A 15,883-nucleotide genomic window follows, 5' to 3' on the forward strand; every position below is an offset into this window, starting at 1 on the left:
ATCATTTTAACGGATTAAGCCCATTTTGACTGACTTCGCTGCAAATTTATCTCAGGAAAACACACTCAACACTAAAGTACTGACCGTTAGCGAACTGAATCGTTTGGCAAAAAATATCCTAGAGCAAAGTTTCCCGCTATTTTGGGTGTCAGGCGAGGTGTCCAATTTTACACGCGCAGCTAGTGGGCATTGGTACTTCTCATTAAAAGATGCAGGTGCACAGGTGCGCTGTGTGATGTTTAAAGGCCGCAACAGCTATGTAGATTTTACGCCGCGTGAAGGCGATAAAATTGAAGCACGCTGTACAGTTACTTTGTATGAAGCACGCGGTGACTTTCAGCTCACTGTAGAGTTTGTACAACGTGCTGGCTTAGGTGCTTTATTCGAAGCATTTGAACAGCTCAAAAGAAAACTAAGTAGCGAAGGCTTGTTTGATACCAATATCAAACGGGCGATTCCAAAAAATCCTCAACAAATTGGGATTGTGACCTCTGCAGATGCAGCCGCATTAAGAGATGTGCTGACCACGCTCAAACGCCGCATGCCCAATATCCCGATTGTTATTTACCCTACCCCAGTGCAAGGCAAAGGTGTTGCTCAACTCATCGCCAATGCCATCAACACCGCCAATGAACGTGCAGAATGCGATGTACTCATTATTTGTCGCGGGGGTGGCAGTATCGAGGATTTATGGCAATTTAACGAAGAAGTGGTCGCTCGAGCCATCGCCAACTGCACAATCCCAACCATTAGCGGCGTTGGTCATGAAACTGACTTCACCATTTGTGACTTTGTCGCGGACATTCGTGCAGCCACCCCAACGGCTGCTGCCGAGCTTGCAACGCCTTCACGCGATGAAATGCTCAGCCGAACCAATCAATTAAAACTACAACTATCAAAAAACATACAGTTTGTACTTAATCAGCGATATCAAGCACTAGATTATTTAGCACGCAGGCTGATTTCGCCATCGCAGCAAATTGCACAACAAAAAACTCAAGTCACACAAATGGCTTACCGTTTAAATAACAGCATCAATCAACAGTTGCGAGGCAAACAACAATCATTGCTACGCCTACAGCAAAACCTGCAACATCTAAACCCTAAAGCGGTACTCACCAGAGGATATGCGCTAGTACAAACTAAAGCAGGGGCGATTGTCAGCGCTAGCTCGCAACTCAAAAGTGGTGATGAAGTGATGTTAACCCTAGGTGTTGGCTCAGCCGATGCGACGATTAAAACAATCAGCAACGAGTAACGTAAATATTAAAGGCTACTTACGCGAGATTAATAAAACAGCACCAAACACCATAGAAACGACGCCAGCCCAGACCGGAATATTGACTGTTTCAGACTCTTTTACTGACAACTCTATCGAACCAATTTTAGCTGTGTGTGTATCTTTAGTGTAGGTAAAACTACCATAGGCTAATGCCAAACCACCTGCGATCAGCAGTACAACACCTAACAACTTAATTGCTTTCATTTAGTTTCCACCTTTTAAGCATCCAGCTCTCTATGAGCACTCTCAATTAAAAAAGTTTAAACAAACCCTTTGGAAATAGTTACTGACGCATATTTAAAGTCGCTTTCCTTGAATCAAACGCACCAATATCACCACCACAGCAATCACCAGTAGCAAGTGAATAAAACCGCCCATGGTGTAGGCTGATACCAACCCTAGCAACCATAGAATAATCAAAATTATGGCAATTGTTTCAAGCATTATGACACCCCCAGTTACAATCAAGCCAAGCAAAAACCTAATCAGTTGGTTGGTTTTTAAAGACGGACTATGCTCAACCAACACCACATTATTTACTTTACTCGCAACATCAATAGCGTTGTTAATACCGGACTCAGAGTTAACAAAGAAAATCACCTCACTGAGTCCATAAATTTTTTAATATCGTTGCTATGACTATTTTAAATTTGTATCGTTCCATGCTGCTACTTTTGTCTTATCCTTAAATAACCGCCACCATCAAAAGCACTGTTACTATAAAATCAAACTACTCACTTCAATTCACCCAACTTTTCAAATCATCTGCTTCAAGTGAATTCTGCTCTGTGCGCTAGCGAACATCACGCCCTCAGCCATGGTCAAAACGTGCACCACCCTCCAAAAACCCATTACGCCTAAGATAATTATTGGTTTCATACGAGAATTGGCTGATAATAGCCAACTTAATTATTAATGCTCATTACTCCATAATGTCATCAGCCTCTGGTAGCAACACCAAACGCTCAGCACTCACGCTTGCCGCACTTGGCGTAGTGTTTGGCGATATCGGGACAAGTCCTCTCTATACACTTAAAGAAGTCTTTTCAGTGGGCGTACACCCAGTACCGCTCACCGAAATCAATATGTTTGGCATTTTGTCGCTAATCGTTTGGGCACTCATTTTGGTTGTATCGATCAAATATGTCGCGTTTATTATGCGAGCAGACAACCGCGGCGAAGGCGGTATTATGGCGCTACTGGCGCTCGCCAGCCGCAATGTGGCAGACGATGCAAGAAAACAGCGCAATATTATGTTGCTAGGGATTCTTGGTGCCTGCATGTTTTATGCGGACGGCATCATTACACCGGCTATTTCAGTATTATCCGCTGTAGAAGGTTTAGAAGTAGCCGCGCCGATTCTGCACCCGCTGATACTTCCTATTACGCTAGTTGTACTGTTTCTCCTGTTTTGGGCACAAAGCAAAGGCACGGCGCTGGTTGGCGCTTTTTTTGGGCCTATTATGCTGCTCTGGTTTAGTACCTTAGCCATATTAGGTATTAACGGCATCATGCAATATCCAACCATACTCAATGCACTGAATCCTGTGTATGCCATTCACTTTTTTCAGCTTAGTCCATGGATTGCATTTGTCGCACTAGGTGCGGTGGTATTGGCTGTGACTGGTGCTGAAGCACTGTATGCTGATATGGGGCACTTTGGACGCTCCCCTATCCGCCTAGCTTGGTTTGGCTTTGTCTTGCCGGCGCTGATTCTAAACTACTTTGGGCAAGGGGCTTTAATACTAAAAAACCCAGAAACCGTTAAAAATCCATTTTACTTACTGGCGCCTGAGTGGATGCTGTTTCCGCTCATCATCTTAGCGACCATGGCCGCTGTTATCGCCTCGCAAGCTGTTATTACAGGCGCATTCTCTGTATCACGCCAAGCATTACAGTTAGGCTTTTTACCGCGCATGCATGTGTCACACACATCAGAAAGCCAACAAGGCCAAATCTACATGCCAAGAGTGAACTGGGGGCTCATGCTTGCCGTCATGGTATTAGTGATTGGGTTTGGCTCATCTGGTGATCTGGCAGCCGCCTATGGCATCGCAGTCACAGGCGATATGATTATCACCACATTGCTAGCTGGTATTGTGTTCCACAACCTTTGGGGCTGGAGCAAACTACGCACTGGCGCATTAATCGCCATATTTTTAACGGTTGATATCGCATTCTTTAGTGCGAACGTCCTTAAAATTCCAGATGGTGGTTGGGTTCCACTCATCATCGGCGTGATTATTTTCACCTTAATGATCACTTGGAAAACTGGCCGCAACATGCTTTATAAGCATCTAAAAAATGAAGCAATGGCCCTAGACCCGTTTATTGAAGCGATCAGTGCACACCCGCCCGCACGTGTATCTGGTACTGCGTTATTTATGACGCCCAACCCAGAGGGTGTGCCTCATGCCATGCTTCATAATTTAAAACACAACAAAGTGCTGCATGAAAAAGTCGTTATATTGACGGTAAAGTTTTTAGATTTTCCACGTATTCCAGTGGAAGACCGAGTGACAGTTGAAGTATTACCACACGAGTTTTACCGCGTAACCGTGCATTACGGATTTAAAGACGAGCCAGATCTACCAAGAGACTTGGCTTTATGCGCAGAAAAAGGCCTAGAATTAGAGGCAATGGATACCTCCTACTTTATCGGTAAAGAAATTTTAATTGCCCATGAATCATCCGAAATGGCTTACTGGCGTAAAAAAATATTTATCGGCCTATTTAGAAGCGCAGAAACGATTACCAACCAATTCAAACTCCCGCCTAACCGCGTCGTTGAACTTGGCACGCAAGTCACCTTCTAAGCTTTAAAGCATTAAGATTAAATGTAAAAGTTTGTTTAATTACCGCACAGCATTAAACCAAAACGAATCTAAAGCATTAACATTTAAATAAATCATACGGATTAGTAAAAATGACCCATCTATTTGCAAGCAAAAAGTTTAGCGTCATGATGGCTGCTGTTTTCATTGCCCATTTAAGCAGCTGCGCCACTACAACCAAAGATAGCGTATCTGGGGTAAGCCGTTCACAGTTGCTACTGCTACCAGAGTCACAAGTTACCTCTATGTCGACTCAAGCCTACACTCAAACGCTACAAGAGGCTGAAAAGAAAAACACACTCAACGCCAACAAAGCACAGCTTGATCGCGTGCGCAAAATCTCTAACAGGCTAATTGCGCAGGTTGGTGTATTTAGACCAGATGCCACCCAATGGAAATGGGAAATCAACGTAGAAAAGAATGATGAACTCAACGCCTACTGCATGCCTGGCGGAAAAATTATGGTGTATACAGGCTTGATTGATAAGTTAAAAACCACTGATGATGAACTGGCTGCAGTCATCGGCCATGAAATCGCTCATGCATTGCGTGAGCATGGACGTGAACGCATGTCGCAAGCGTATGTTCAACAATTTGGCTTACAAGCACTAGGTGCCGTACTATCCGCAAGTACCAGTGCTGCTGTTGGCAATGCTTCAGTACAAGCGGCAAACATGGGTTCACAATTATTTTTCGCGCTTCCTAATGGGCGTGAGCAAGAGCGAGAGTCTGACAGAATCGGCCTTGAGCTGGCTGCGCGTGCAGGCTACAATCCAGATGCAGCCGTCACTCTATGGCAAAAAATGGAAGCTCAAGGTGGCGCAAAACCGCCTGAATTCCTAAGCACCCACCCTGCAAGTGCAAGTCGCATCGCAGAATTACGCGCACTTGCCCCTAAAGTAAGACCACTGTACGACGCGGCAAAAAAATAACAAACAATCACGATTCAAACGGTTTTTAGACTACCCTCATTTTGTTATGGCGCACAGCATAAGTTGTGCGCTTTATTTTTGGGCTATTCTCCTGTTTGAGTTAAAATGTCGCATTATTCAATTTACCAACTTATTCAAAATCAATAGAGACTTTTATGGATCCACGTCAAAGCATTATCGAAGCCGCGTTTGAAGACCGCGCTAACATCAACCCAGGCAACGCATCTGCTGAAATCAAATCTACTGTAGCTTCTGTGCTTGCAGATTTAGACAGCGGCAAACTACGCGTTGCAAGCCGTGTTGCTGACACGCAACAATGGGAAACACACCAATGGTTGAAAAAAGCAGTATTGCTTTCATTCCGTCTAAAAGACAATGAGTTAATGGACGATGGCGTCACTAAATACTTTGACAAAGTGCCACCTAAATTTGCAGATTACACTGAAGAAGACTTTAAAGCAGGCGGCTTCCGCGTAGTACCTAACGCGATTGTACGTCGTGGTTCATTCATCGGTAAAAATGCAGTGTTGATGCCTTCATACGTCAATATTGGCGCTTACGTGGGCGAAGGCACCATGGTAGACACATGGGCAACGGTAGGCTCATGCGCACAAATCGGTAAAAACGTGCACTTAAGCGGTGGCGTTGGTATCGGCGGCGTATTAGAGCCTGTACAAGCAGGCCCAACCATCATTGGCGACAACTGTTTCATCGGTGCTCGCTCTGAAGTGGTTGAAGGCGTTATTGTTGAAGACAACTGCGTAATCTCAATGGGTGTTTACATTGGTCAATCTACCAAAATCTACGACCGCGAAACAGGTGAAGTATTCTACGGCCGCGTACCAGCTGGTTCAGTAGTGGTTTCAGGTAACTTACCATCAAAAGACGGGAGCTACAGCCTTTACTGTGCTGTGATCGTGAAAAAAGTAGATGCTAAAACATTGGGTAAAGTAGGCATTAACGAATTACTTCGCGGTATCTAAGCTTTCAAAGAGCCTAAAATACAATGCTCACGCTTTATGGCATTCCCAATTGCAACACCGTTAAAAAAGCCCGCACTTGGCTAGATGAAAACGGTGTTGCCTATACGTTTCATGATTTCAAAAAATCAGACATTGATGCAGCAACTATTCAACAATGGCTGATGCAACACCCTTGGGAAAAACTCATCAATCGTGCCGGCCTGACATGGCGCGGGCTTGATGACGCAACAAAATCCAGCATTACCGACAATACGACCGCCACGGCACTCATGCAAGCGAAAACCTCAGTCATTAAACGTCCAGTACTTGTTAAAGACAGCAAAGTCATTAGCTTGGGCTTTGATGAAAACATATACAGAGAAACCTTTAAATCATGAGCACAACTTTAGAGTTAGCAATCGACCTTCTGCAACGCCAATCTAACACGCCGCTAGATGCTGGCTGCCAAGAGTTGATGATTTCGCGCTTGGAGCCATTAGGCTTCAAAATCGAGCGTATGCGCTTTGGTGACGTTGATAACTTTTATGCACGCCGCGGCACAACCGGTCCATTGTTAGTATTTGCCGGCCATACCGACGTAGTGCCAACAGGCCCATTAGATAAATGGCATACACCACCGTTTGAGCCAACCATTAAAGATGGCATGCTCTATGCGCGTGGCGCAGCGGACATGAAAACCTCGTTAGCTGCGTTTATCACTAGCATTGAGGCCTTTGTGGCTGAAAACCCAAACCACCAAGGTTCTATTGGCTTGCTGATTACCTCAGATGAAGAAGGTATCGCCGTGAACGGTACGGTAAAGGTAGTTGAAGCACTAAAAGCACGCGGTGAGATGATTGATTACTGTATCGTTGGTGAACCAACCAGTAATAAAAAAGTAGGCGACATGATTAAAAATGGTCGTCGTGGCTCGCTGTCTGGCAATTTGGTGGTTAAAGGCATACAAGGTCACATTGCTTACCCGCACTTGGTCAAGAACCCGATTCACATGGTGGCACCTGCTATTAAAGACATGGTAGAAACGGTTTGGGACACAGGTAACGAATACTTCCCGCCTACCTCTTGGCAGATATCAAACATGAACGGCGGTACTGGTGCTACTAACGTGGTACCTGGCGAAGTAGAGATTTTATTTAACTTCCGGTTCTGCCCAGAACTTGATGGCGCAGGCAGCACAGAGCAAAACCTAAGAAGCCGCGTGCACGCCATTTTAGACAAACACGCACTAGAGTACTCATTAGAGTGGGAATACTCCCCTCCTTACATTACGCCGCGCGGCAATCTAGTTGAGGCGATTTCAGGGGCGATTGAACAGGCCTACGGCATTACGCCAGAACTCTCGACCACTGGCGGCACCTCTGATGGCCGTTTTATTGCAGACATATGCAAACAAGTGATTGAATTTGGTCCACTAAATGCAACTATTCATAAATTAAATGAATGTGTAGGCGTTGCAGATATAGAACCACTCAAACAAACCTATCAATTAACCATGGAAAAGCTTTTAAAATAGGTAGCTAAAACAAAAACTGTTCAATAAGAACTGATGCCCTTTTAGACGCTCAATCAATCGCTGACAAGAAATAATGACCTACAATCAAGAAACCACCGAACTTCTAACGATCAGAGATTGGCTCAGATTTGCAGTCAGTCAGTTCGAGGCCTCCGATATTTTTTACGGACACGGCACTGACAACAGTTATGACGAAGCCGTCTGGCTAGTCATGGGGGCATTACATTTACCACATGACACACTAAACAACTTTTTAGATGCAAAGCTCACTAATAGTGAACGTAACAAGCTCGCTAGCTTTGTTGAGCAACGTGTCACTAAACATACACCAACCGCTTATCTGCTAAAAGAAGCTTGGCTGCAAGGCTTTAAGTTTTTCGTGGATGAGCGCGTACTGATTCCACGTTCATTTATCGCTGAACTATTGGTCAATGATGGTTTAGCTCCTTGGATTGAGTTTCCGGAGCTGATAAACAGTGCTGCCGACATTTGCACTGGTAGTGGATGTTTAGGTGTGTTATTGGCTGATGCCTACCCAGAAGCAAATGTCGATGTGATTGATATTTCACAAGATGCAATTGACGTAAGCAATATCAATATCAAGAACTACGACCTGCAAGATCGCATCACAGCAATTAAGTCTGATATGTTTAGCCAGCTTAAAGGTAAGCAATACGATTTAATCATTAGCAACCCACCGTACGTTGATGCGCCATCCATGGCAGCATTACCTGCAGAATACCGCAATGAACCACAACTAGCCCTTGGTAGCGGCGATGCTGGTTTAGATCATACGCACACCATTTTACGTGAAGCAGCAAACCACCTTACCGAAGAGGGCGTGCTAATCGTTGAAATTGGCCATAATCGTGACGCGCTGTTAGAGGCTTATCCAGACGTACCATTTACTTGGTTAGAGGTATCTTCAGGTGATGAGTTTGTGTTTTTACTCACACGTGATCAACTGCAATCGCTGTAACAACAAAGCTGCATGTTCAGAAAAATGCATACTAAGCATCATGCAGCAGGCAATCTATTGCGTTCTGCAGCATTTGCATTTTGCTCACTCTTCTCGACAGGCGTCTACGCCGAACATATCAATACCGAACAGCTGGATTTAACCCAAACCTCACTTGAGCACTTACTTCAACTAGAAGTCACTACCGCATCTAAAATTGCTCGCCAAGTCAGCAATGCACGCTCTGCGGTGAGCATTGTCACTGCCGACGACATCAAGACTTACGGCTATCGCACTCTGGCAGAGATACTCAGCAGCATGCGTGGGCTAACCATTACCAACGACCGCTCCTACGACTTTCTTGGAGGACGTGGTTACAGTAGCCCTGGCGACTATAGCGGCCGCATCATGTTGCTGGTAGATGGTATACAAATGAATGACAATGTATATAACCAGTCCTACCTAGGCAACGATGGCATCATTGATACCGAACTGATAGAGCGTGTAGAGTATGTGTCAGGACCTGGCTCCGTCGCTTATGGCAACAATGCGTTTTTTGGCATCATTAACATTATTACTAAGAATGGTCATGATTTTGATGGTGGACAAGCTGGGCTATCGATAGGAAGCTATGACACACAAAAGGCCCGAGCCACTTACGGAAAGCGTCTGAGCAATGGTGTAGACCTACTCGTTTCGGCATCAGGGCTTAGTAGCGAAGGTCAATCACTTCGCTTCCCCGAAATTAACAATTGGATTGCCCACAACTTAGATGCGCAGCAAAACCAACGCCTATTGACCAAAATACAAGGTGACTCTTGGTCAATTAGTGCAGGCTACAGCGGTCGCCATAAAGAAATTCCTACGGCCCCATATGGTGCAGATTTTAATCGTCGATACACTTACGATGACACCAGCAAATTCATCTCAGGCCAGTACCACACCAACCTCTCAAATCAGCTGAAGCTTTCATTACAAACCGATTACAGCGACTATCTCTATGACGGAAGATCAACCTTTAGCGGTAATAAGGTCATAGAAAATGCAACAGGGAGAAAATGGGGAACAGAGGCTAAATTTGTCGCCAGCTGGTTTACAGGCCATCAACTCATCTTTGGTGCTGCTTATCGTGACGATTATGAAAGAAAAATCTCGACGCCTGCAATATCATCTAATCGTGCACGGCAAAGTACAAGCCTATATTTACAGGATGAAATTACCTTACGTAACAATTTTTGGCTTAATTTAGGCACACGTTACGATTACTTCACAGATGATGGCGATGCTATCTCACCAAGTGTTGCAGTCATTTACGAGCCAATTCCATCCTACACATTACGTTTATCGCACAGCGTAGGTCATCGCACACCTACTGCCTATGAAAAGTATTTTGCAGATGGTCATGCTCAAATGTCTAACGAAAACCTTAGAATAGAAAAAGTGGCCGCAACTGAGCTTATTGCAGAGCGCCGCTGGAGCAACCGCTCGCGTCTGCTTGGCACCATTTATCAGCAATCTACTGACCGCATGATTAGCAGCACTGCATACAACAATATCCAATACTTTAATGCCGGCGGCACATATACCCATGGCATTGAATTTGAGTTTGAGCACCACGCCGAAATGGGTGCGCATATACGCACAAGCTATGCTTACCAAAACTCAAGAGACGCTGAAGGCGAATGGGCGGCGAACTCACCACACCACCTTGCCAAATTAAACTTATCAGCACCATTATTTCATAATGCATTAAGAGCAGGCTTAGAAGTACAAGCAGTTTCAAGACGAGTATCCGCACTTGGAAAGGTTGCCGAGGGCTATGCGCTCAGCAATTTCACCATCAGTGCTAATCACGTACTACCTAACCTTGACGCAGCATTAACAGTACGCAACGCATTTAATAAACGTTATGTACACATTGCACCAGACTATATCTCCCCTATTGCACTTGTAGAGCAAGATGGACGGAATCTTTGGTTGCAATTAACTTACGGATTTCAATAACAATGCGCCGGCTAGCTTGCTTCATTGTTGCAATTGTCGGCTTACCATTTATATCCGTTGGCCTTGCTGGGCCTTTACCTGAATATGCCATGAAAGCAGCATTTGTTTACAACTTCACGCTTTTCACGCAATGGCCAACACTCCCGAACAATACGCTGAAAATCTGCACACTAGAGTCAGACACCTTAAAACATGAGCTCGAAAAATTTAGAGATCATCAACCTCATGGCGCAACACTCATCATTAGTAAGATATCAAATCTTGAGGCATTAAAAGAATGTCAGGCTGTTTATCTTTCAGAAGAAGATAAGCAGCGAATTCCCGTCATATTAACGCTATTAGAAAATACACCAGTGCTTACGATTACTGATGTCCCTGAGCTAGTTGGCAAAGGCGTGATGATTGGCATCAAAACCGAAAACAAACGTATTGTCTTTGAAGTAGATACGCTGGCGGCAAAAAAATCCAATTTATATTTAAGCTCAAAATTACTGAGCTTAGCAAAAATGGTTTACTAGGGCTAAAACGGTTTATTAGGTAAATTAATCACTCATGTTGCTACACGACTTAAAAATTGGAAATAAATTACTGCTGATCAATCTTATTGCAGCCTCTATATCGATGATGATGCTTGTCGTTTGCATCGCGCTAATTGCATTTCACAGCAATCGCACCAGTTTGATTCACGATCTCAATGCAGAAGCGCATATTTTAAGTGAAAACTTAACCGCATCGCTTGCATTCAATGATGAGAAGTCTGCACAAACACTACTGGAAGCCTTACGCTGGTCACCGCACATCAAACAAGTTGTCATATTAGATAACCAAGGAAAAACATTCTCTAAATACCCATTGAATACTACGCTGAACTTTAATGAAGACGAGACACTATCGAACTATTTATCTGGCGTCTCCGTTCAGCAGCCCATTAGAATAGGTAAGCAGCAAGTTGGTCAAATTCAAATTAATGCATCGCTTGACCATATCTACAGCCAATTACAAAAACTCTTACTATTCATCATGTTCGCAATGTTACTGGCTGGCGTGCTGGGTGCATTCATGATTCGACGTTTACAAAAGTATCTAACCAAGCCAATTATTGAACTCACAAAATCCATGCGGCTTGTCTCCAATACGGATAATTATGCATTGCGTTTTAATTTGGAAAGCAAAGATGAGCTTGGTGAGTTAGCGGCTGGGTTTAATACCATGCTAAGCACTATTCAATCACATGAGGCCGAGTTGGATTCGGAGTTAACCTTACGCATGCAAGCTGAAAATCGTCTTCAGCAGCTTGCTTATTATGATGAAGTTACCAAGCTTCCTAATCGCCATCACTTCAATGAACGCATGGCAAAAGTAGTTGCAGCATCCAGCCAAAACAACGTACTTTGCTGCATCATGGTAATAGACCTTGATGATTTTAAAATAGTGAACGATACACTAGGGCACCATATCGGCGATGATTTACTCTTGGCTGTTGGCGAACGCCTCAGCCATGACCTGCGTGCCGAAGATATACTCTGCCGTATTGGTGGAGATGAGTTTGCTTTAATCTTAGATAATCTATCAAACACAGAACAAGCCCAGCATGTCGCACAAAAAATCATTCAACTGATGGCGCTGCCTTTCGTCTTAGAAGACAGAGAAGTGTTTATTGGTGCAAGTATTGGCATCAGCTTTTGCCCAAACGATGCAACAAACATCCCAGTATTACTGCGCAATGCTGATACTGCCATGTATAACGCTAAGAAACTGGGGAAAAACTATTGCCAGATGTATTTACCAGAAATGGAAGCCAAAAATATCCGGCGCTTTGCGCTGGAAAGCGCTTTGCACCGTGCATTAGACAACAAAGAGTTGTTTCTACATTATCAGCCTCAGATTGATATCAAAACTAATCAGGTCACTGGGTTTGAAGCATTATTGCGCTGGGATAATCCTGAGCTGGGGTTAACTAGCCCAGTGGACTTCATCCCACTTGCTGAAGATATCGGCCTCATTATCCCAATTGGTGAGTTCGTTTTATATCAAGCATGCTTACAGTCACAACAATGGCGCGAACGTTATCAAGTTGATACGGTAATGAGTGTTAACTTATCTGGCCGCCAATTAATACAATCCAATATTGTTGAGCGTATTATCAGTATCGTTAACTCAACTAAGCTACCATTTCATTTAGTGACAATCGAATTAACCGAAACTATTCTGATGGATCGCTCTAAAGAAACACTTGGTAAACTTGAAAAACTATCCGCTTCAGGCTTCACTATTTCTATCGATGACTTCGGCACTGGCTACTCTTCAATGAGTTACCTCAAGCGCTACCCAATTGATACTTTAAAAATTGACCGTAGCTTTGTTTCTGACCTCCCAGGGGATGCCAATGATGTTGCAATCACCCAAGCGATTATTGCCCTAGGCAAAAACTTAGGGATGAAACTAGTGGCCGAAGGCGTTGAAACAGAAGCACAACTTGCGTTCTTAAAAATGCATGATTGCGACACAGCACAAGGTTTTCTGCACAGCCGCCCTGTCCCAGCAAATGAAGCGGAGCATTACCTGATTGCACTTAGCGAAACTAAGCATCAAGTAGCAATGGAAACAAACCTCATTTAAAACACCCCCTGCTAAACTCACTTTACACACAGTCATGTACCTGTGATGAAATGTCACCATCAATAGCAGAAACGGCACTCTCATAGTAAATACTGCGAATATTCACATTGCGCTTATAATTCATCCTTACATCCACGCTAATTAGCATAAAAAACAGAAAATACGCTAAAGTCAGTCATAATCACGACTCAACAAGCAACAAACTGTATTTATACACAACTACCACCAAGGCTAACCCATTTTGAACGACACCCCAACCATCAGCTGGCAAGAAGCTGGCAAAACCAAAACCAGTATCTGGCACTCTGAAAATGAAACGCCAGCACCTAAGAAGGTGCAAGTTGCAGACGATACAATTAAAGCAGATGCCGCGTACAAACTATGCTGCGAAGGTACTGCGCTTTTATGGCGAGGTGATTTTCAAAATGCAAAACAGCTCATGCAAGCCATCTCTCGCAGAATAGATCGCCCAGGTAAAAAACCTAAAAAAGCACCTGCCAATATGACAGAGGCTTTTCACTTGCACCGTCAGGCACAATCTCAAAAAGCTAGAATTCTAGGCATGTTATTACTGGAAGTAAGCGTTGGCTATCACATCAACCTACGCCGCGCGCCAGATATCAAAGCCGCCTGTGAGCACGCCTACGGCAAAAGTACGCAATCATTTGTGGTGTCTTTACGTGAAATTCTAGGTCTAATCGGCGCCTATGAGTGGAGTAAAAATGGCGTGGAAATTAGCGTCATCAACAATAAAATCCACCCAAGCTACGGTGTGTTTTCACCGATTCGTGGTGAATACCTAACACTAGTGGATACAGCACCATTACCTACCCCATGCACCACAGCGTTTGACGTTGGTACCGGTACCGGCGTACTAGCAGCGATACTGGCAAACCGCGGCGTAAAAACTGTTATCGCAACCGACAACTCGCAACGCGCTTTAGACTGCGCACAAAAAAACATCAATCAACTAGAGATGAAAAATGCAGTGACAGTGATCAATGCAAACTTATTTCCAGATGAGTCATACGGCAAAGCTGACTTGATTGTATGTAATCCGCCATGGTTACCAGCAAGACCAAGCTCGGTGCTGGAATCTGCAATCTACGATGAAAACAGCCAAATGCTAAAAGGCTTCTTAACTGGTCTTAAAGCACATTTAAACGATGCTGGAGAAGGCTGGTTGATACTTTCAGACTTTGCTGAACACTTAGGCTTAAGAACCCGCGATGACCTGCTGGCATGGATAAGTGCAGCAGATTTAAAAGTGATTGATAAAATGGACACCAAAGCATCGCACAACAAAACACTAGATGCCAGCGACCCATTGCATGCAGCAAGAAAAGCAGAAGTCACGTCATTGTGGCGCTTAGGTAAAGCTTAAGTATTAAACCCAGACCACAAACTGTCGTAGACAGACTGCTGCTCTAATTAAAAATGGCTAAAGATTTAATCTTTAGCCATTTTTAATGTATACAATCAAACTAGAAAGACAAATTTCACCAATGTTTAGTCTTCTAGATAAATTTGTTAGAAATCTAAAAGTTAACTAACCCCTACCCCGATTCCTATCACTTTTCTTCTGCATCTGTGGCGCACTTAAATCACTGGTTTGGCGCACGCGTCGATTAGCCGCTGGTCTTCTTGCTGCTGGTTTTTTCGCAGCAGGACTACGTGGCGCATCTGATTTACCACGATAACCTTTAGTTTCACCTTCAGCAGCGTCACGAGGTGGCCTGTCTAATGCACTGACGCGTTGCTTACGTACTTTAGGCGTAAATACCGCGGTTGATTTCAATTTCTCGCGTTGCGTTAATTGTCTTAACGGTGCTTTTGGTACAGGCAAATCTGCCCACTCTAATAAACCAACAACTTCTTTTTGCTCTAATTTAAGCATTTTTCCGCGTTTAACACGTGGCGGCAAATTAACTGGGCCAAAGCGCACGCGCATTAATCGGCTTACTGGTAATTGGAATGCTTCAAACAGTCTACGCACCTCACGATTACGGCCTTCACGCAAAATCACTTGATACCAGTGATTAGCACCTTCACCACCTTGTGGGATGATGCTGTCAAAGTTAGCTGGGCCATCTTCAAGCTCAATACCTTCTTTAAGCTGTGCGATTTGACCTTCTGTCAGTTCGCCAAAAATACGTACCGCATACTCACGCTCAACCTCATAACGTGGATGCATAAAACGATTAGCCAACTCACCTGAAGTGGTAAATATTAACAGGCCGCTCGTGTTCATATCTAAACGACCAATCGCAATCCACTTACCATTTTTCACTTTTGGCAACTTATCAAATACGCTAGCACGGCCTTCAGGGTCATCCTGACTAACGATTTCACCTTCTGGCTTATGGTAAATCAACACTTGCGGCAACTCAGCCTCAAATGGCAAACGCAATGGACGACTATCCAAACGCACCACATCGTGCTCAGTCACGCCCGCACCTACCGTGGCTATTTGACCGTTAACCGTCACACGCCCGCTAGCAATCAACTCTTCCATATCGCGGCGCGAACCTAAGCCAGCAAGCGCTAACAACTTATGTAACCTTTGCGTTGGTGCCGCAGGCACGTTTGGGTCAACTTCAATCGGTGTAAAGTTGGTGGTTGGTCTGCGTACGGGACGTTGCGGATCGCGTTGTTGCTTAAAAGGACGTGCCATGATAATTCGCTAATTTGATTGAATGTTGCAATTTTACCGCAGATAAAGTGAATCGCAGTAGATAAAATGGATTTATCACGACTT

At 44.2% G+C, this 15,883-nt stretch carries 14 protein-coding genes; 11 read left to right on the forward strand and 3 right to left on the reverse strand.

The genetic code is table 11. The features are described 5' to 3' along the window. Nucleotides 1-25 precede the first annotated feature (25 nt). Entirely contained in the window at nt 26-1,258 is a 1,233-nt protein-coding gene (gene xseA / locus FG24_RS00680; RefSeq protein WP_036299934.1) for an exodeoxyribonuclease VII large subunit, read from the forward strand. 15 nt (nt 1,259-1,273) lie between these two features. Here xseA and FG24_RS00685 read toward each other — a convergent pair whose 3' ends face one another. Together FG24_RS00685 and FG24_RS12850 are read right to left on the reverse strand one after the other, a co-directional pair. Further along, complete coding sequence (locus FG24_RS00685) at nt 1,274-1,486, reverse strand: hypothetical protein (RefSeq protein ID WP_036299935.1); 213 nt, start codon at nt 1,484-1,486, stop codon at nt 1,274-1,276. Between the two features lie 93 nt (nt 1,487-1,579). After that, nucleotides 1,580-1,882 carry a lmo0937 family membrane protein gene (locus FG24_RS12850; RefSeq protein WP_036299936.1) on the reverse strand — a complete coding sequence of 101 codons (303 nt, stop codon included), beginning with the start codon at nt 1,880-1,882 and terminating at the stop codon, nt 1,580-1,582. A gap of 332 nt (nt 1,883-2,214) precedes the next feature. Here FG24_RS12850 and FG24_RS00695 point away from each other — a divergent pair, with 332 nt between their 5' ends. From FG24_RS00695 to FG24_RS00740, 10 genes are all read left to right on the forward strand, one after another. Next, nucleotides 2,215-4,098, forward strand: a complete 1,884-nt coding sequence (locus FG24_RS00695) for a potassium transporter Kup (protein WP_036299938.1) — start codon at nt 2,215-2,217, stop codon at nt 4,096-4,098. A 110-nt stretch (nt 4,099-4,208) separates the two neighbouring features. Beyond that, complete coding sequence (locus tag FG24_RS00700) at nt 4,209-5,048, forward strand: M48 family metallopeptidase (protein ID WP_235189701.1); 840 nt, start codon at nt 4,209-4,211, stop codon at nt 5,046-5,048. Nucleotides 5,049-5,203: 155 nt separating this feature from the next. After that, complete coding sequence (dapD, locus tag FG24_RS00705; RefSeq protein WP_036299941.1) at nt 5,204-6,031, forward strand: 2,3,4,5-tetrahydropyridine-2,6-dicarboxylate N-succinyltransferase; 828 nt, start codon at nt 5,204-5,206, stop codon at nt 6,029-6,031. 23 nt (nt 6,032-6,054) lie between these two features. Next, nucleotides 6,055-6,408 (forward strand): ArsC family reductase, encoded by a 354-nt coding sequence (locus FG24_RS00710; RefSeq protein WP_036299943.1) that lies wholly within the window; start codon nt 6,055-6,057, stop codon nt 6,406-6,408. After that, entirely contained in the window at nt 6,405-7,544 is a 1,140-nt protein-coding gene (gene dapE, locus FG24_RS00715) for a succinyl-diaminopimelate desuccinylase (RefSeq protein WP_036299945.1), read from the forward strand. Before FG24_RS00710 ends, dapE begins: the two co-directional genes overlap by 4 nt. 73 nt (nt 7,545-7,617) lie before the next feature. Next, nucleotides 7,618-8,523 carry a 50S ribosomal protein L3 N(5)-glutamine methyltransferase gene (gene prmB / locus FG24_RS00720; protein ID WP_036299947.1) on the forward strand — a complete coding sequence of 302 codons (906 nt, stop codon included), beginning with the start codon at nt 7,618-7,620 and terminating at the stop codon, nt 8,521-8,523. A gap of 12 nt (nt 8,524-8,535) precedes the next feature. Then, complete coding sequence (locus FG24_RS00725) at nt 8,536-10,506, forward strand: TonB-dependent receptor plug domain-containing protein (RefSeq protein WP_036299950.1); 1,971 nt, start codon at nt 8,536-8,538, stop codon at nt 10,504-10,506. Between the two features lie 2 nt (nt 10,507-10,508). Beyond that, complete coding sequence (locus FG24_RS00730) at nt 10,509-11,024, forward strand: YfiR family protein (protein ID WP_036299952.1); 516 nt, start codon at nt 10,509-10,511, stop codon at nt 11,022-11,024. Between the two features lie 34 nt (nt 11,025-11,058). Further along, complete coding sequence (locus FG24_RS00735; protein WP_036299954.1) at nt 11,059-13,125, forward strand: bifunctional diguanylate cyclase/phosphodiesterase; 2,067 nt, start codon at nt 11,059-11,061, stop codon at nt 13,123-13,125. 241 nt (nt 13,126-13,366) lie between these two features. Further along, the gene (locus FG24_RS00740) at nt 13,367-14,509 is read left to right on the forward strand and encodes a methyltransferase (protein ID WP_036299956.1); all 1,143 of its coding nucleotides are present in this window, start codon (nt 13,367-13,369) and stop codon (nt 14,507-14,509) included. Nucleotides 14,510-14,674: 165 nt separating this feature from the next. On the opposite strand, the gene FG24_RS00745 is transcribed toward FG24_RS00740, so the two are convergent. After that, nucleotides 14,675-15,799 carry a pseudouridine synthase gene (locus FG24_RS00745; RefSeq protein ID WP_036299958.1) on the reverse strand — a complete coding sequence of 375 codons (1,125 nt, stop codon included), beginning with the start codon at nt 15,797-15,799 and terminating at the stop codon, nt 14,675-14,677. Nucleotides 15,800-15,883 lie beyond the last annotated feature (84 nt).

The organism is Methylotenera sp. L2L1 (assembly GCF_000744605.1).
Lineage (GTDB): Bacteria > Pseudomonadota > Gammaproteobacteria > Burkholderiales > Methylophilaceae > Methylotenera.